Annotated in this window: 18 protein-coding genes and 1 riboswitch; of the genes, 4 read left to right on the top strand and 14 right to left on the bottom strand. The window is 30.4% G+C overall.

Translation table 11 applies throughout. From position 1 onward, the window contains the following. Positions 1-6 precede the first annotated feature (6 nt). On the top strand, positions 7-1,347 hold the full coding sequence (locus ACKGJY_RS00540) for a glycosyltransferase (RefSeq protein ID WP_413971892.1): 1,341 nt from the start codon (positions 7-9) through the stop codon (positions 1,345-1,347). Positions 1,348-1,377: 30 nt separating this feature from the next. Further along, positions 1,378-2,109 (top strand): 4'-phosphopantetheinyl transferase family protein, encoded by a 732-nt coding sequence (locus tag ACKGJY_RS00535; protein WP_413971891.1) that lies wholly within the window; start codon positions 1,378-1,380, stop codon positions 2,107-2,109. 9 nt (positions 2,110-2,118) lie between these two features. Here the strand turns inward: ACKGJY_RS00535 and mnmE are convergent, their stop codons facing one another. Next, entirely contained in the window at positions 2,119-3,516 is a 1,398-nt protein-coding gene (mnmE, locus tag ACKGJY_RS00530; protein WP_413971890.1) for a tRNA uridine-5-carboxymethylaminomethyl(34) synthesis GTPase MnmE, read from the bottom strand. A 185-nt stretch (positions 3,517-3,701) separates the two neighbouring features. Between mnmE and ACKGJY_RS00525 the strand changes: the two genes are divergently transcribed. Beyond that, complete coding sequence (locus ACKGJY_RS00525) at positions 3,702-4,142, top strand: hypothetical protein (RefSeq protein ID WP_413971889.1); 441 nt, start codon at positions 3,702-3,704, stop codon at positions 4,140-4,142. Between the two features lie 36 nt (positions 4,143-4,178). On the opposite strand, the gene ACKGJY_RS00520 is transcribed toward ACKGJY_RS00525, so the two are convergent. From ACKGJY_RS00520 to ACKGJY_RS00500, 5 genes are all read right to left on the bottom strand, one after another. Then, a complete protein-coding gene (locus ACKGJY_RS00520; protein WP_413971888.1) occupies positions 4,179-5,006 on the bottom strand; it encodes a S1 RNA-binding domain-containing protein in 828 nt (275 codons plus the stop codon). A 228-nt stretch (positions 5,007-5,234) separates the two neighbouring features. Then, positions 5,235-5,573: a DUF2853 family protein gene (locus ACKGJY_RS00515; RefSeq protein ID WP_413971887.1), complete on the bottom strand. Its 339-nt coding sequence runs from the start codon at positions 5,571-5,573 to the stop codon at positions 5,235-5,237. Positions 5,574-5,658: 85 nt separating this feature from the next. Then, entirely contained in the window at positions 5,659-7,419 is a 1,761-nt protein-coding gene (gene menD, locus ACKGJY_RS00510) for a 2-succinyl-5-enolpyruvyl-6-hydroxy-3-cyclohexene-1-carboxylate synthase (protein ID WP_413971886.1), read from the bottom strand. 52 nt (positions 7,420-7,471) lie between these two features. Beyond that, entirely contained in the window at positions 7,472-8,584 is a 1,113-nt protein-coding gene (locus ACKGJY_RS00505) for a chorismate-binding protein (protein WP_413971885.1), read from the bottom strand. A gap of 4 nt (positions 8,585-8,588) precedes the next feature. Then, entirely contained in the window at positions 8,589-9,014 is a 426-nt protein-coding gene (locus tag ACKGJY_RS00500) for a PaaI family thioesterase (RefSeq protein WP_413971884.1), read from the bottom strand. A 116-nt stretch (positions 9,015-9,130) separates the two neighbouring features. Between ACKGJY_RS00500 and ACKGJY_RS00495 the strand changes: the two genes are divergently transcribed. After that, positions 9,131-9,703, top strand: a complete 573-nt coding sequence (locus ACKGJY_RS00495) for a GNAT family N-acetyltransferase (protein ID WP_413971883.1) — start codon at positions 9,131-9,133, stop codon at positions 9,701-9,703. 201 nt (positions 9,704-9,904) lie between these two features. On the opposite strand, the gene ACKGJY_RS00490 is transcribed toward ACKGJY_RS00495, so the two are convergent. The 8 genes from ACKGJY_RS00490 to ACKGJY_RS00455 form a co-directional block, all read right to left on the bottom strand. Next, positions 9,905-10,390, bottom strand: a complete 486-nt coding sequence (locus ACKGJY_RS00490; protein ID WP_413971882.1) for a hypothetical protein — start codon at positions 10,388-10,390, stop codon at positions 9,905-9,907. 378 nt (positions 10,391-10,768) lie between these two features. Continuing rightward, the gene (locus ACKGJY_RS00485; protein WP_413971881.1) at positions 10,769-12,037 is read right to left on the bottom strand and encodes a hypothetical protein; all 1,269 of its coding nucleotides are present in this window, start codon (positions 12,035-12,037) and stop codon (positions 10,769-10,771) included. Positions 12,038-12,215: 178 nt separating this feature from the next. Continuing rightward, the gene (locus ACKGJY_RS00480) at positions 12,216-12,704 is read right to left on the bottom strand and encodes a PAS domain-containing protein (RefSeq protein ID WP_413971880.1); all 489 of its coding nucleotides are present in this window, start codon (positions 12,702-12,704) and stop codon (positions 12,216-12,218) included. Between the two features lie 107 nt (positions 12,705-12,811). Beyond that, positions 12,812-12,950: riboswitch (cobalamin riboswitch) on the bottom strand. A gap of 35 nt (positions 12,951-12,985) precedes the next feature. Continuing rightward, entirely contained in the window at positions 12,986-13,876 is an 891-nt protein-coding gene (locus tag ACKGJY_RS00475) for a YncE family protein (RefSeq protein WP_413971879.1), read from the bottom strand. Between the two features lie 12 nt (positions 13,877-13,888). Beyond that, positions 13,889-15,199 carry a UDP-N-acetylglucosamine 1-carboxyvinyltransferase gene (gene murA / locus ACKGJY_RS00470; protein ID WP_413971878.1) on the bottom strand — a complete coding sequence of 437 codons (1,311 nt, stop codon included), beginning with the start codon at positions 15,197-15,199 and terminating at the stop codon, positions 13,889-13,891. 8 nt (positions 15,200-15,207) lie between these two features. After that, positions 15,208-15,849, bottom strand: a complete 642-nt coding sequence (locus tag ACKGJY_RS00465) for a DUF4290 domain-containing protein (RefSeq protein WP_413971877.1) — start codon at positions 15,847-15,849, stop codon at positions 15,208-15,210. 80 nt (positions 15,850-15,929) lie between these two features. Further along, on the bottom strand, positions 15,930-17,111 hold the full coding sequence (locus tag ACKGJY_RS00460) for a hypothetical protein (RefSeq protein ID WP_413971876.1): 1,182 nt from the start codon (positions 17,109-17,111) through the stop codon (positions 15,930-15,932). A gap of 52 nt (positions 17,112-17,163) precedes the next feature. Continuing rightward, positions 17,164-17,457, bottom strand: a complete 294-nt coding sequence (locus tag ACKGJY_RS00455; RefSeq protein WP_413971875.1) for a DUF493 family protein — start codon at positions 17,455-17,457, stop codon at positions 17,164-17,166. Between the last annotated feature and the right edge of the window lie 23 nt (positions 17,458-17,480).

The raw sequence follows: 17,480 nt of genomic DNA, 5'->3' as shown, positions 1-17,480 counted from the left end.
TATAACATGGCTCATATTGCAATATGTACTTCAAAATTAAAAGGACTATTATATGCTTCTTTTGAGTTAGCTAGAAGATTAGAATCTGAAGGACACTCAATTACATTCCTCTGCCCTATTGATGTAAAGAACCTAATTGAAAACGAAGGTTTTAAGTTTTTAGAAGTACCGCCTATAAAATTTTGGTACAAACCAAATGCTGTTAAAAAAAATTCTTGGAAAGAGCGATTTAAAACTCATTTTACAAGCAGAGATCTAGGATTTGAAACTTTAAAGAAAGAATTACACATACCCGTTTATATTGAAACTCTAAAAAAAATAAAGCCAGATTTAGTAATATGTGATATGCAGCTTCATGAAATAATTTTTGCTGCCTATGGTTTAAAAATACCGCTTAAATTATTAAGCCCTTGGTTTTGTATGAGAAAAATAGCGGGTTTGCCTTCAATTAAATCACCTATTATTCCGATTAAAAATTCAATTAAAAGCACGATTGAAATTGAGAAGTATTGGCTTAAATTAAAAGCAAAAATATACTTAAGATATATTTCTGATATATTAACATTTAGAAACTACAGAAGATCTATTTTAAAAAAATATGCCAAAAGCGTAGGTTTTAACACTAAACATTTAATATTAAGAAATTTTCCTTCTCATTTTATTTATAACAAACTTCCAATTCTTACACTAACTCTTAAAGAAATGGAGTTTCCACATAAAAACCCTGACAATCTTATCTATTTAGGCTTAATGGTTTATCAAAATAGAATTGATGCTAATTACCCTGAAAATGATCGTTTTCGCTTAAATCAACTTATAGAAGCTAAAATTAAGGATAATAAAAAGTTGATATATTGTGGTATGGGCTCTATGGAGAAAGGTGATTTACCCTTTTTAAATAAACTTTTAGAAGCTGTTGGAAATAACTCAGAATGGATTTTAATAGTTTCTCTTGGTGGACTTTTAACTAAAAATGAACTTTATACTATTCCTGATAATGTACAACTGTTTAATTGGGTTTCTCAGCCAGAATTATTAAAACACGTAGACTGTTGCATAAATCATGCAGGTATAAATACCATAAATGAATGTATTATTAATAAAACACCAATGCTAATTTATTCATGGCATAGAGTGGATAAAGACGGTACTGCTGCAAGAATGAAATACTACAAAATTGCTTTAGTTAGGGAAAAAGAAAATGATACACCTGAAGATATAAAAACGGCTATTACCACTTTACTTACAAAAGAAAATATGTATTCTCAAAATTTGGAGAAATTTTATAAAATTCAAAAAGAATACCAAGCTAAAAAATTAACTCCTGTATTAGGCATAAATGCATAGCTTAACCGTTAAAATTAAATTGTAATTAAGATGAATTATTTAGATACTAGAAACTATACTATATCTGATAATTCTATACATGTCTGGTTAGTAACTCTTAATACTTTAAGAAACAAAATTCAATTTTTCAAGGAAATTTTATCTAAAGAAGAACTTATTAAAGCTTCAAAATTTAGATTTGATAAGGATAGACAACAATTTATAATTACTAGAGGTGTTTTAAGATACTTATCTGGTAATTATTTAAAAATAAACCCTAAAGACGTTAACTTAATTTATAGCGAATTTGGTAAACCATATTTTGATATGGATACCACATTAAAGTTTAACGTATCGCATGCTGAAGATTTGGCTGTTATTGGCTTTGTAAATAATTACGATTTTGGTATTGATGTAGAATACACTAAAAGAACATTTGATATTTTAGATATTGTAGATAATTACTTTTCGAAACATGAAATTAAGGCTCTTAAAAAAATTGCTAAGCCATTACAAACTGAAGCATTTTATAGAGGTTGGACAAGAAAAGAAGCTTTTGTAAAAGCAAAATCTAAAGGGTTATCTTTTCCATTAGATTCATTTTCTATATCAATTGAGACAGATGAAAATGCTGAATTATATGAAACTATTTGGGATGAAAACGAGAAAGATTTATGGCGTATTATACCTTTTCAAACTACTAAAGGTTATAAGGCCGCATTTGCTGTAAAGGGAACAATAAGTAGCGTTAAATATTTTAAATTTGACTTAAAATATTTATGATAGATGCGGTTACTTCCCAATACAAAAATTAGCAAAAATATTTCCTAATAAATCATCATTAGTAATTTCACCTGTAATCTCTCCAAAGTGGTATAATGCTTGCCTAATATCAATAGCCAATAAATCTCCTGATAAGTTTGTTTCTAGTCCTTCTTTAACTTTCTGTATTTCTTCAAAAGATTTTAATAAAGCATCATAATGGCGAGAGTTGGTGACAATAGTTTCATTATTTCGTAAAGCCCCAGTATTGATTAAATTTAGTAGTGTATTGGTTAATTGCTCCACACCCAAACCTGTTTTTGCCGATAATAAATAAATGTCTTCTATTTCAGTATTTAACTTAGCTAAGTTAGTATCATCAACTTTATCAACCTTATTAGCTACTGTTAACAAGGGTTTTTGCGGATATTTGTTTTTTATTTTTTCTATTTCAAGCTGTATATTATGAGATTTCTCGCTATCATTCGAAATAACATCAGCTTCAAAAAGATAAACTACAACTTGTGCCTGTTCTATTTTTTCAAATGTTTTTTTAATACCTATACTTTCAACAACATCTTCGGTTTCACGTATACCCGCAGTATCAATAAACCTAAACCCAAAACCTCCTATAGTTATTTCATCTTCTATAGTGTCTCTTGTAGTACCCGCAATTTCTGAAACGATAGCTCGTTCTTCATTTAACAAAGCATTTAGTAGTGTAGATTTACCCACGTTAGGCTCACCGACAATAGCCACTGGTATTCCGTTTTTTATAACATTACCAACAGCAAACGAGTCTATTAATCGTTTTAGAACAAAATTAATACGGGTAATTAATGCTTTAAACTGAGTTCTATCTGCAAACTCAACATCTTCTTCTGAAAAATCTAATTCTAATTCTATAAGTGAGGCAAAATTTAATAACTCTACGCGTAGTTTTGCTATTTCTGAAGAAAACCCACCGCGCATTTGTTGCATAGCAATTTGATGAGATGCTGCATTATCACTAGCTATTAAATCTGCAACAGCTTCAGCCTGACTTAAATCTAACTTTCCATTTAAAAATGCTCTAAGTGTAAACTCTCCAGCATTAGCCATTCTGCAGCCCTTTCTAAGAAATAACTGAATAATTTCTTGTTGAATATAATTAGAACCATGACAAGAAATCTCAACAACATTTTCTCCGGTGTACGAATTAGGGTTTTTGAATAATGACACCAAAACTTCATCTAAAATAATAGAATCGTCTATAACATGCCCTAAATGTATCGTATGTGTTTGTTGCTTACTTAAAAGCTTTCCTGAGATAGACTTAAACTGCTTTTCTGCAATAGAAATTGCGTCCTTTCCAGATAAACGTATAATTGCAATAGCTCCTGCACCAGATGGTGTAGCCAAAGCTACAATGGTATCTTTTAATATCATTTTGCAAAAATAACTATTTTGAAATGTATTTATTTAAAACTATAAAAATGTATTAAAATAATAGGATAAGAAAGAGAAACCAAATAGTTGTGACTATATCATCATATAAGTGTCATAATAATAAATGATTTAGCTATTTAATTAAGAATAAGCTCAAATCTATCTAAGATGTAAACTATTTTATTATGAAAATAACAGAATCTGATTTTTCTTGTCAAATTGTAAAATCTGTTCAAACCAATCTAGGACATATTTTCTTTTTTAATCATATTGCAATAGTAGAATTAAATGAAGGTATACATTTTAATATAAATAATGCACATCTAATTTTAGATGAATTAAAATCTTTTTTTGGAGATAAACAGCCATTTGGAGTGATTGCTAACAGAATAAATTCGTATTCCATAGATTTTAAAAACATTCAAAAATACAGAGCGCAACTGAGAAACTTACAATCTTATGGAGTTGTTGGCCACGACTCTATTTCTATGATGAATGCTATTATAGAAAACGACTTTTGCATTTCAGAAAAAATATACTACGACACTATTTATGATGCAATTAACCATGTGTATCACAAGGTTAAAAAAAGTAATTTATTTTCTCTAACACAACTAAATCAATAGAACAAACATGTTAAGATTTAAAAGTGAGTTTTATAATTAAACCAAATGTATACCATCTGGCTTAATAACTATCTGCCGCTGTTTATATAGAGTCCCAACAGCTTTTTTAAAACTTTTTTTACTCATCTGTAATTGTGTTTTTATAGCTTCGGGATTAGATTTGTCTGTTAGGTTAATAAATCCATCATTATCTTCTAACTCTTGTAATACACGTTGTGCATTAGGTTCAATATTTCTATAGCCCATTTTTTCTAAAGAAATATCAAGCTTATTACCTGGTCTAATTTTTTTAACAACGCCTTTTAACGTGTCACCTACACTAATATCCTTAAAAATATTATCCTTATAAATTAATCCTGTATGTTTTTTATTTACAATAACATTCCACCCAATATCTGATGGATGAGATGCTATTAAATCTACCTCTTCAAACTCGGCAACCGTTAAGGTTTTATTATCTAAAAAGCGATTTGTTTTACTAGATGCCACAAGGCGCTCGCTTTTTTCATCTAAATAACAATACACCAAATACCAGCCACCTGGTTTCATATTAAAGGCTTGTTCTCTAAACGGGCAAAACAACTCTTTTACTAATCCCCAATCTAAAAACGCACCAAAATCTGTAACTTGGTTGCACCGTAATAAGGCAAATTCATTACGCTTTATATAAGGCATATCAGTAGAAGCTACAAGCCTTTCTTCATTATCTAAATAAACAAAAACATCAATTTTATCCCAAATTTTAAATTCAGAAGGCACATATCTATTGGGTAGCAATACTTCTTCATCATTTGCATCAATTAAATACACACCGTGGTCTGTTTCTCGAAGTATTTCTAAGGTATTTATTTCTCCTAATTTCATAGTTAGCAAAGGTAACATTTTATTATTATGGCGCAACCCTAAAGGGTCGGGCTTTCACTACTCAATCCCTCCTTCGTCGGGGATTTCAAACATGCCGTTCTATCCCTTGCGCAACTACCTGCTAACACTATTACTATAACCGCTTTTAAAGCGTGTATCCTATAAAAATTAGAGCAAAAAAAAAGCGCTACAATAATGCAACGCTTAAATATTAAAATAAGTCATATTCTAGTAAACAGACTCTTTTCCAAAGTGCTTAGTTAATAAATAATACACTACAGCTCTGTATTTACTACGATTAGATTTTCCATAAGTTTCCATAACAGAAGCAATAGCTTCGTCTAATTTAGGACCATCGCTTAATCCTAATTTCTTAATTAAAAAGTTGTTTTTAACTGTAGCTAATTCAGAAGCATCAGACCCTGATACCGTAGAGGCATCAGCATTATAAATTGATGGACCACAACCAATAGTTACCTTTTTTAATAAATCCATGTCTGCAGTTACACCACATTTTTCTTTTAAATCCGAAGCATACTTTGTAATAAGTTCGTCACGTTTACTCATGATAAAATTGTATTTTTAAGTTAATAATTATTTACTAAATATAATCAATTTTTAGACACATAAACTTTTGTTAAGTCACATTCTATCACTTGACAGCATTAAAATAGTCTAAAAGAATTTCATCATTAATATCCTGTGGTGTAAAAACCTCCAAAAGCTTTGGGGTTTTAGAGGGCTTAAAGAAGCTCGACAACTCATTTTTAAGCGTATCATTATCGGCTACAGTAACATATTCAAAATTAAACATTTGGCATAAATGTTTTGCATTTAAATGATGTCTGGTTTCAAAATAAGTATTAAAATTGTCAGTGTTTTTGTGCCCAGGTAATATTCTAAAAATACCACCACCTTCGTTATTTATTAGTATAATTCTAAACGTATTAGGTATGTAAGTATTCCAAAGGGCATTACTATCATAAAAAAAACTTAAATCTCCGGTAATACATGTGGTTGCTTTAGTATTTGCCACTGCACAACCAATTGCTGTAGATGTGCTACCATCTATTCCGCTAGTACCACGATTACAGAAAACTTCCAGCGTTTTATTAATAGAAAATAACTGTGTATATCTAATTGCAGAGCTATTACCTACTTGTAAAATGGTATTATTGGGTATCAACTTTAAAATTGTATCAAAAGCTTTAAAATCACTAAAAGGTATATCTTGTATATATGTTTTATGTTTGGTTAAACGGTGAGATTTCACTTTAAGCCATAATGGTTTATAACTACTTTTTTTATAACGCGTAATCTTGGGTATAAATGATTTAAAAAATAATTGTGGCGTAACTTTTATATGGTGCGTTAAACAAAAAAAGGTGTCATTAGCTTTATTCTCATCTATATGCCAATGTGCTTTGGGTTTAAATTTTCTAAGTAATGCTTTAATTTTTTTTGATACAACTAAACCACCAAAAGTTAATAAAATATCAGGTTGCAATTGCTGCTGTTCTATTTCTGATAATGGCCCAATGAGTTGATCTATACTAGGAAAAAAACTTTCATGGTGTATGTTAGATGTTGTTTCGGTAAGAACAATAACGCTATCATCTTTAGCTAATTCTTCAAAATACTGGTTATTAATTTCATTGGGTTGGTGTACACCAACTAAAATCATTTTTTTAGATGCAGTACTCCAATCTTTAATACGCGTTTTTAAATCAAAAGTATCTATACTATTTTCAGAAGGTGTAAATTCAATATTTTTTGGTGCTACTGTAAGTGTATCTACCGTTTCATAAAGCGGTTCATCAAAAGGAATATTTATATGTGCTGGTCCCTTTTTTAACTTAGATATATTAATTGCTTTATTTATTTCTTGCTCATTATACGACTGTATATCTTCTTGCAAACCTAAAAAACGCTCCAACTTATTCTCTAAGTTTTTCATGATGGGTAGCTCATCATAACTAGGTATGTTTTTTTCATCAGTTATATCCAACTTTAAATTAGCAGAATATAAAATATGATTATCATATACATTTTTTTGATTAATGGTTTGTCCATCTCCAATCCCTACCAAATGTTTGGGTCTATCTGCAGATAATACCACTAATGGAATATCACTATAAAATGCCTCGGCTACCGCTGGATAATAATTTAATAACGCACTACCAGATGTACATACCAAAGCTGTAGGCACCTTTAGTTGTTGAGCTATACCCATAGCAAAAAAAGCTGCACAACGCTCATCTACAATACTGTAACACTTAAAAAAATCATCATTTGTAAATCCTATAGTTAATGGCGCACTTCGGCTACCAGGAGAGATAATAATATGTTTAATATGTTTTGCTTTACACAATTGAATAACGGTTTGCGCAAGCGGTATTTTAGGATATATCATTTAGCATAAATCTTATTACAAAAATACGGAAATGCTAAACAAAAGTATTTGCCTATAACACCTTTTTAACGACCTTAGATTTAGATATAGTTTCCAACCACTCGCTTTCTGGGTTTGAAGTTTCAGTTATACCCCCACCAACATAAACAAGTGCTGTATTATCTTTAATCTGCATACAGCGTAGATTTACATAAAGTTGTGTACTTCTTTTTTGTATCGTATAAGCTCTATTTTCAATATTTCTTTTTCCGGTTCTAGGTTTTATATTAACATCAAAATTTAATTCACCTAAAAAACCAGTATAAAACTCACGCAAGTAGTTTTCATTTTTTAATATAAATACTTTTGCTTTTTCTTTAGGTAAACCGCAAACTGCGGGTGTTGGGTGTAAATTATTAAGCAGTTTTTTTAGATTTAAATTTTGTAAATTTAAGTGTCCTTTAATTAAAGTTCGTAGGTGTAACAAATTCCCCGCTTTTACAGTTTCTACATCAGAAATCGTTATATTACTTACGCTAGTTGCTATATTATCTAAAATAAAATCGGTTACAAACTGTTGTTCTTGCAATTCTTTGTACTGCCACTCTACATTTAAAGTACCTTTATAATCCTGCGTACCAGCCAAAGCCATCATAGAGAAATGTCTCCCTTCAATTTTCAATAACGTTTCTGGAGTTGCCCCCAACCATAACCCTACTTTAGGATGATACCAACAGTATGTAAATGCTGACTTATAAGATGCTAAAAGTTTTTTAAATATTGAAAATATATTAATATCCTCTAAATCTAAAATCTCTTTACGAGATACTACAACTTTTTGTAAATCGCTTGTTTTTATATGTTCTATAGCTTTTTTAACAAGATCTACATGTGCTTGTTTATTGGATTTTAAAGCATCTATATCATCTTTCAATAATTCATCTACATGATTAAAAGTATATATCGTAGATAGCATTTTAGAATGTGCCAAAGGTAATATCACAGTTTCAAATGCATTATCAAATGGTGAAAATACAAATCCTGTAGTTTCAAAATCATTTGTTACATGAATTGTATCATCATTTTGTAGTACTGCTTTTATCTCAGAGGTATTAGGCTTTCTATAAACAACAAAAGGTAAGTTATCGGAATATTGCTTAGCTAAGCAATCAAAAAAATCTTGCAAGTCTTTATTTTTTTTTGGGTAATGAAACAGTTGTTAATTTACATATCGAAATCAAGTTATCATCATCATCAGTAACCCTTATTTCAAACAATTGAGTGGTTCTTCCCTTATGGATAAATTTTGCAGTAGCATAAACATAACCATCCTTTACACTCTTTATATGGTTTGCGCTTATCTCTATACCTCTAACAAAAAACGCGTTACGATTTAAAAACAATTCAGCTGCAAAACTACCTGTAGTCTCTGCTAAAGCCACAGTAGCACCACCATGAAGCACACCATCTGGTTGGTAAACCCTTTTGTTAACCGGCATTCGCCCAATCACAAAATCATCACCAAAATCTATCATCTCAATCTCCAATGTTTCCATTAGTGTATTTTTGGTGATAGCATTTGCGCGCTTTAATACATCCTCCTTCGAAATTTGCATAGATATCTTTTATATTTTTGCAATGTGCAAACAAATAATAAATGTAACCTTAAAGAATTTTTAAACACTAATTATCATCTAAAAATTAACCTTATTTATTGAGTAAAAATACAAAAATGCCAACTATACTAGAAAATACAAGAGTAAAATTATTACCTCTTACACTAAACAACTACCAGCATTTAATAAAAATAGGTAAAGAACCTAAGCTAGTGCAATATTCTCCCACTAAAGTAAATACCTCAAAAGACTTAAAAGCTTACGTACAAACAGCTTTAGTAAAGCAGCGTAATAATACCGCATTACCATTTATTGTATTTGATAAAACAGTAAATACTTATGCTGGCACGTCTAGATATATGAATATGAACCATCATAATAGTGTACTGGAAATTGGATCTACGTGGATAGGTAGAAGTTTTCAAGGCGCAGGATTAAATACAAACATGAAGTTTTTAATGCTACAATACGCTTTTGAAAAAATGAATTTTGAAAAGGTGGAATTTAGAATAGACGAACGCAACATTGCCTCAAGAAAAGCCGTTGAAAAAATTGGCGGCACCTTAGAAGGTTTGCTAAGAAAAAATGTTTTACTGTTAGATGGTTTTAAAAGAAATACTTGTTGTTATGGCATTTTAAAAGATGAGTGGCAGGATATTAAACAAAGTGTTTTTGCAAAGTTTATTTAATTTTTTTTGGCGTTCCCTTATCGGGTCAGGCTATCCTTTCCAAGTCCTCGCTCCTACGTCGCTGTGGGCTTTCCAATACTATCCTTAACGCACTCACCTGCTATGGTAGTTTCTTAAAACTATATACTTCTTAAGCATTTAGTCTGTGTTAATTCGTAATAATTTTACGCATTTGTGTTTAAACTACTTAAACAAAATCTATCAGTAAACTTTTTGATGCGTAAACACTTTATAAAAATAAGAAATACTATCAAACTGTCCATTTGCGAATCTTTTAAACGCTTTTCGTATTGGGTCACAAATAATCCCATTGGGTAATTTAATGACTAATGGCATCATTTTATATTTTACTGGCATATCTTTTTCACTAACATTAGTCCAAATACCGTTAGCATTTTCTACCATAACTTGTCCACAGTAACAACCAGCTGTAAAGATTATTTCGGCAAAATTATTCACATCTTCTTTTCCACTATACCTTTCAAGAAATTCATCTACAAACTTTAAAGATTCAATCTTAAAATTTAAGTCTATGCCCTCAGCATTCTTAATGAGTTTTACAAATTCTAGCGCTAAAAATCTCCCGTTTTCTGCAATAGGTTTACAATGTAATTTTAAATCACGGTTAGGGAAAATTTGCTTTGACTTAACTACTTTTTTAACGAAAATATTATCTAAAACACTCATAATCAATATATTAAAATTAAATTACACAAAAGCATTATACATTATTAATTATCTGATAAAAGGAAGAATAAGACGATGTAAACTAAAACGTAAAACTAACATATAAAACAATAAAAAGCGTACCTATTAGTACGTAATTTTACACAAAATTCCACTATTTGAAGAGAAATATTGATAAATTAATGTTATCTGTATGTTACTATTTTTAGTTTCAAAAATTTTACTAAATAGTGTCATTTTGTTGTAGAGTTAAGTTAGTTTAATAGTGGTTGGTTACTACTTTTTTGTTGCATGCATCAGTAATAATTACTCATTATACGTTGTAAACGAAATTATGGTTTTTCCGTATTAAAAAAAATACGTACTTCTACGTAAATTCTAGCAATCAAAACATTTTATCAATTCCTCTGGTAAATTTAAATCTTCAAAGCCTTTTATAGACACATCTAAAACACCAAGTTTATCTATTGTCTTTTTAAAAGTTTTGGCGTATTCTATCAAATTATCACGCCTGCTTTTAATTTTATCTGAGATTTCTTTTCTATGTAATTTAGATATTGGCCTTGGCCATACCATAAATGCTTCATCAATTTTAATATTTGTAAGGTGTCTTTGAATTTCAATTGCTTGTTCAATAAATAAATGGATATCTGTACCTATTAAAAAATAGCGGTCTATATCATACACTAAACCTGTAAAAAAATCAATATCAGAAGCAAATGGCCTAAGTTTAGGAGTTATGTGTTTGTATGATGCTATCATTGGTATTATACCTTCAATATCAAAAAAAGCATTGTCTCTATCTCCTGCTATCGGGTGTGCTAAATACATATTATCTATCGCTTCAATAGCCCAACCCCATTGTTTGGCATGCCTGTCCCAATCACCTATTACCATATCAAATAAACGCACCTTTATATATTCTGCTTTATCAATAGAGATTTTATCTTTATGTTTTACTTTAAATTCTTGTAAATCATCAGTATCTAGAAGTTCTAACACATTTTTATATAATGTCCAATTTATTTCACCTTCAGTTTCATACTCCAAAAGAAATAGTCGGTTACCATATTTTTGATTGTAGTTGCCTAAAGTTGATTGTTTTGGTAAAAAATAAGCCTTGGGGTTGGTATGGTATATATTTACAGCATCAGCTAGTTTAGCCGCTAAAAGTGCGCCATATGGGTGTTGTGATGATATACCATCAACTACTATATTCTCTAAACCTAAAATTTTTAATACATCAGGAATTAAGGGCTTTGGGTTTTTATTTATACTTCTAAGTGAGTATAAAATACCATTTTCATCCTTTACATCAAGGGAGTGTGTTTGCTTTCCCCCGCCTTCTTCAATTACATTAACACCTCCTTTTAATGTATCTAAAAAGAGAATTGGAAACTTAACAGGTGTAGCCCATGCCGCTCTATATTGTTCTCCTTGAATAAGGTTTTTAACAATATCACTTTTATATAAATCATTGGGAATAAGTAAAACAGAATCGTGATTTCTAAAATCTATTGTATCCATGCTTCTGCCATCAAGTAAACTGCAAGTATCAAAGGTTTTTGATGTAGTATGCGTAGACCAATACACTAAATTAATACACAAAATAAGGACGATACTAATAGACAAAATCAATTTCTTCATACTTAAATTCAAGAGCAACTAAATTACATGGATTTAAAATATAACCTTGATACTATTGAATAAAGATGTAACTATATTGATGACTAAAATGTAGAAAAATAATTTAAGCTAACAATAGTTATTTAAATACTATACCTTAAAATAATAGATGAAATTTTATTTTGCAACAAAGAGGTATTTAGTTATTTACCACATTTTCTAAGGCTAAAAGATGTGTTATGTTTTGATGTTGATCTTTTAAAGGAAGAATGTGAATTTCACAATGATAAGCCTCGCCATTTTTGCGATAATTAATAACATTTTCTTTAACGGCAATACCTCGTTTTATGTGCATTCGTATGTTATCCACCTTAGTTTTCGATGTAGCTTCTCCTTGCAAAAAATTAGGCTTTTTTCCAACAGCATATTTAGTGGAGTAACCCGTCATTTTAGTAAATCCTTTATTAACCCAACAAATTTCTTGATTAGCATTAGTTAATACTAAAGCATCAAAGTCTCTGTTTTCTAAAAGTAAATCGAAGTCTAATAATAAATTATATTGCCGTTTTAGAGACTTTAAAAAATCTAATTCTAATTGCCTATTAAAATTTTTAGCTTGTTGTGCTAGATATCCAGAGTAGATATCCCAACATAAAAGAGGACCTCTTTGTAATTTTATTGTTTTCATCTTATTTCTTTTTATTATTCGAAATAAAAAATAGGCAAGCATTTATCTGCACTAAGTTACCTTAAAGGAAAGTATACAGTCTAGACTTGGCTTTTTATCGCGAAAGCAAATTGTCAATTTAAAAAGGCTAGTGTCTGACTTATAGTTATAGATTAATAACTACTTACAGTTGCGCGACAGCTCATGATTTACACATGATTCCTAATTATGTTAGCATAATGCTAAACCTTTACTACAAAGATATACATTTAAACATAGAATATCTTTTTCTTAATCACAATTTAATGAGTAATAACTTTATATGCCATTACTGTATTATGAAAAAATGTGGGCACTAACAGTGTTTTGGTAGCTGGTATATATGCAATATCTGCTGCATTTATCTTTTGTGCTCTAGTATCTAAAAGCTGTGTTTTACTCCAATCTTTACTATGAATATAAAAAATTTCTCCTTGCCAACTAGATACTATAAAATCATCATTTTCTAATTTAATAACACCATCACCATGGCCTACACCATTAACTAGTGTTTTAAATGTATTGTTGGTTTCACTATAAATACCAAAATTATGTGTGCTAGAAGTAGCATAGTAAATCCCTTCTTTTTGGTAGGATAATCCATTTAATCGTCCTAAACTATCTGTAGCAATTTCATTCAATTCACTATTTTCAATTTTATATATAGCATCAGAGTTTGAACCAGACACATATACCGCATTATCTGAGGTGGTAATATCGTTTAAGTGTGGCACATCTTCAACAGTATAAGTATTAGTAACTTTTTTTGTAGCTATCTCTATTTCAACAACACGATCTATATCATTTACGTAAAGTTTCCCGTTTAAGATACCCATGCCTTTTGGCCCACTTAGACCTTCTATCCATTTTAAATTTATTATTTCTCCTTTGGTATTTATTGTAGAAATAAAACCATTATCATCTTTATCCCACGGGGCATTATTAACGTTTGCTACATAAATAATTTGTGATGATGCATCATATAAAACAGCTTCGCTAGTAGTAAGTAAAGTGTCTGTTTCCCAAATTAGTTCCAGAGAAGGTGATTTTATACGACTATTAGATACATTTTCTTTTTGTGTTTCTTTTTTATCAATACAAGAAGAAAATAACATTATACATAATAGCAATTGTACCGTTACTATTTTTTTCATGGGTTTAAAATTTTAGTTAACACGTTCTATTTTTGCACCAATAGCTCTTAAACGATCATCAATATCTTCATAACCACGATCAATCTGTTCAATATTTTGGATGGTAGATGTACCTTTTGCTGACAATGCAGCAATTAACAGTGATACTCCTGCTCTAATATCGGGAGACGTCATTGTAGTAGCTTTTAAGGTTGATTTAAAATCATGACCAATAACGGTTGCCCTATGAGGATCGCACAAGATAATTTTTGCGCCCATATCTATCAATTTGTCCACGAAAAACAAACGACTTTCAAACATTTTTTGATGTATTAATACACTACCTCTAGCCTGTGTAGCTACTACTAAAATTATACTTAGTAAATCTGGTGTAAACCCTGGCCATGGAGCATCAGAAATCGTTAAGATAGATCCATCTATAAAACTTTGAATTTCGTAGCCATCTGTATGTGCAGGAATATGTATATCATCTCCTTGTTTTTCAACAGTTATTCCTAATTTTCTAAATACATTTGGTATAACTCCTAAATCATTCCAACTTACGTTTTTAATAGTAAGCTCACTTTTCGTCATTGCTGCTAAACCTATCCAACTGCCTATTTCAATCATATCAGGAAGCATTTTATGATCGGTACCGCCTAAACTTTCAACACCATCAATAATTAACATGTTTGAGCCAACACCGCTAATTTTTGCCCCCATTCTATTAAGCATCTTACATAGCTGTTGTAAGTAAGGCTCACAGGCAGCATTGTAAATTGTGGTTTGCCCTTGGGCTAAAACTGCAGCCATAACTATATTTGCAGTACCAGTAACTGAGGCTTCTTCAAGTAACATGTAAGTGCCATTTAGTTTTTTTGCTTCTACCCCGTAAAACTGATCTTCTTTACTGTAACCAAACTTAGCGCCTAGTTTTATTAAGCCTTCAAAATGAGTATCTAAACGTCTACGCCCTATTTTATCACCACCTGGTTTTGGAATATAACCTCTGCCAAATCTTGCTAATAAAGGGCCAACAATCATTATAGAACCTCGTAAACCTCTACCATCAATTTTAAATTGATCAGATTCTAAATAATCTAAATCTACAGCATCAGCTTTAAAAGTATATGTGCCTTTTGATAGTTTTTCAACTTTAACGCCCAATTTTTTTAACAAACTAATAAGCTTATTTACATCAATAATATCAGGAATGTTAGTTATGGTAACTTGCTCTGGCGTAAGTAAAACTGCGCAAAGAATTTGAAGTGCTTCATTTTTTGCTCCTTGAGGTTGTATGCTGCCTTTTAGCTTATGACCTCCTTCAATTTTAAATGTTCCCATAGGTAGTTTTAGTAGCGTTTTCTTTGACGATTATTAGAATTCTTTTTCTTTTTATTATTATTGTTACTATACTTACTTTTAGAACGCATTAAGCTATTAGAATCTGATAAATCCTCTTCTGAATTTCTCAAATCTATCTTACCATTAGAAAGCTCGTATAAATGATTAAAAATTACAATATCTTCCACCGTATCTTTGTTCCAATTTAAAAAACACTTTTTCATGTGGTTTGCAATGGTATACAGCAAGGCTTCTTTTAATTCGCCTTCTTCCCATGTATTTGCAACATCAATCATCGTTTTTATATTGTTGCCATAAAAACGATATTTAGGATGGTTTTGCGGATATTTTAAGGGCTGTGGACGCTCAGAAAGCACCTCTTTTGATGGTTTTGTGTATGGAGAATCTACATCTAATTCAAAATTAGACATAATAAATAATTGATCCCATAGCTTATGTTGAAAATCTGCAACGTCTCGTAAATGTGGTTGCAAATTACCCATTACAGATATAATGGCTTTTGCTAATTTTTCGCGCTCTTCTTTAGTTTCTCTGCTTTTTGCATGGTTTATCATTTTTTGAAGATGACGCCCATATTCAGGAATAATTAAATGTTCTCGCTCAGTATTGTATTCTAAATTATCTATCAAAATAAAAGTGTAGTATTAAAATTCTATGAAGTAAGCCGCAAAATACGAAAAAACAGACTACACAAAAAAAATGTTAATACTTATTTAGCATATTTATTAATAAGACGCACTAATAAATCATTTAAAAACTCAACTTTATATGCTCCTATAGTTGGTTCTAAATGATCATTTCCTATACCACTATCATCAGTTATAAAAACATAGGTACCATTAGTAGCAATAGCAAAATATCGCATTAAAAATTCAGTGTTTTTATCTATACCACTTGCCACAATAGGAATAAGTTTTATCCCTTTTTTTATTGATGCTTTAATTGCATTTTCTAGGTTTGCACTAACCTGTATATTATCGTGTGGCGGCGCATCTAGTAATAAAAATGCAATTCTAGTTTTAGAGGTATTACTCCACTGTAAATCATTAACTGTTTCAAGCAAAGCTTCATCAACAGCTTCGGGATAATCTCCACCTCCATTCGCAAACTGTTGTTTAATAAACTGTGAAGTTGTTTTAATTGATGCTGAAAAATCAGAGCGCTTTGTAACATAAGCATCTCCATGATCTCTGTAAAATACAGCTGCTGTATTAATGGTACTACCTTCATTACTATTTTTAACCTTATTGATGACATCGGTTAAATCATTTTTTAAAAATTCAAGCTCGTCAGACATTGATCCCGTAGCATCTACCATAAAAGCAAGTTCTATTTTATTTTCTATAGCGTCATCTTTTTTATTTAGTATAAAGGTATGTACACTTTCACCAAAACTTAAAACAGTTTCTTGTGCTATACCGTTAATGTTGATAGAGTATTCTATAAGTTTAGTTGATTCTCCTGAAGAATCAAACATATTGATAAAAAAATTTGCTTCCCCTAAATTATCTGTTTTTGTTTCAGTGAGCAATTCATCATTTTTATAAAGAGAAACTCTAGCATTATTAAAAGGGTTTTGATTAGTTTTCAAAACCTTTACTGCAATTCTTTGAGCTGTATTAAAACTCCAACTATTTTTATATTTATTGTAATCTTGAGAGTTAATTAACGTATTCCAAAATTCCCAATTAGAAAGATCATTCCACTCACCAGCAGTTATTTTCCCAGCAGGTGTATTATTTCCATTGCCATTACCTGGATCTGGAACGCTTACATCTCCTATTTCACGGGTGTCTAAATCTATGGAGTATTCACCATCAGAAACTCCGTCTGTAGATTCACAACTAAAACTAAAAAGAATTAAAACAAAGCCTAAAATAATTTTTTTCATGATTGATGTTTTTAGTTAGATGCAAAAACTCATGTAAGGTTGCTTAAAAAAATTACAAACTTATAACACCTTCAACCTTTTCGGCAACTTCTTTGTATTTAGCAATAACATTGTCTGGGTTTTTCATTCTAACATTTATAGAAATACTTGTATATTTTCCATTTTTAGACACCTTAGTGCTAATTACTGCACCAATATTATTAAATAACCCTTCAATCTTCTTAATTTCTGTTGGATTAGTTTTCACTATAAATTTATATAAATACTCACTAGGCCACAATGTAGTATCAAGTAATTGTGTTTTAAGTTTTTTGTAAAATTCGTCTTGATTAGGAGTCTCGCTCATCGTCATTTTTTTGAGCTGCAAAT

The organism is Hyunsoonleella sp. 2307UL5-6 (genome assembly GCF_047345485.1).
Classification (GTDB): domain Bacteria; phylum Bacteroidota; class Bacteroidia; order Flavobacteriales; family Flavobacteriaceae; genus Jejuia.
The sequence above is the reverse complement of the archived record's forward strand: the minus strand, read 5'-3'. Positions and strand labels throughout refer to the sequence as shown.

Bases quoted from the DNA above. Each gene is read 5' to 3' on its own strand.
- ACKGJY_RS00460 (WP_413971876.1), bottom strand. From the start codon at position 17,111: ATGAAAAAAATTATTTTAGGCTTTGTTTTAATTCTTTTTAGTTTTAGT.
- ACKGJY_RS00490 (WP_413971882.1), bottom strand. From the start codon at position 10,390: ATGAGTGTTTTAGATAATATTTTCGTTAAAAAAGTAGTTAAGTCAAAG.
- ACKGJY_RS00455 (WP_413971875.1), bottom strand. From the start codon at position 17,457: ATGAGCGAGACTCCTAATCAAGACGAATTTTACAAAAAACTTAAAACA.
- menD (WP_413971886.1), bottom strand. From the start codon at position 7,419: ATGATATATCCTAAAATACCGCTTGCGCAAACCGTTATTCAATTGTGT.
- ACKGJY_RS00525 (WP_413971889.1), top strand. From the start codon at position 3,702: ATGAAAATAACAGAATCTGATTTTTCTTGTCAAATTGTAAAATCTGTT.
- ACKGJY_RS00480 (WP_413971880.1), bottom strand. From the start codon at position 12,704: ATGAAAACAATAAAATTACAAAGAGGTCCTCTTTTATGTTGGGATATC.
- ACKGJY_RS00520 (WP_413971888.1), bottom strand. From the start codon at position 5,006: ATGAAATTAGGAGAAATAAATACCTTAGAAATACTTCGAGAAACAGAC.
- mnmE (WP_413971890.1), bottom strand. From the start codon at position 3,516: ATGATATTAAAAGATACCATTGTAGCTTTGGCTACACCATCTGGTGCA.
- ACKGJY_RS00540 (WP_413971892.1), top strand. From the start codon at position 7: ATGGCTCATATTGCAATATGTACTTCAAAATTAAAAGGACTATTATAT.
- ACKGJY_RS00500 (WP_413971884.1), bottom strand. From the start codon at position 9,014: ATGCAAATTTCGAAGGAGGATGTATTAAAGCGCGCAAATGCTATCACC.
- ACKGJY_RS00495 (WP_413971883.1), top strand. From the start codon at position 9,131: ATGCCAACTATACTAGAAAATACAAGAGTAAAATTATTACCTCTTACA.
- ACKGJY_RS00485 (WP_413971881.1), bottom strand. From the start codon at position 12,037: ATGAAGAAATTGATTTTGTCTATTAGTATCGTCCTTATTTTGTGTATT.
- ACKGJY_RS00475 (WP_413971879.1), bottom strand. From the start codon at position 13,876: ATGAAAAAAATAGTAACGGTACAATTGCTATTATGTATAATGTTATTT.
- murA (WP_413971878.1), bottom strand. From the start codon at position 15,199: ATGGGAACATTTAAAATTGAAGGAGGTCATAAGCTAAAAGGCAGCATA.
- ACKGJY_RS00535 (WP_413971891.1), top strand. From the start codon at position 1,378: ATGAATTATTTAGATACTAGAAACTATACTATATCTGATAATTCTATA.
- ACKGJY_RS00515 (WP_413971887.1), bottom strand. From the start codon at position 5,573: ATGAGTAAACGTGACGAACTTATTACAAAGTATGCTTCGGATTTAAAA.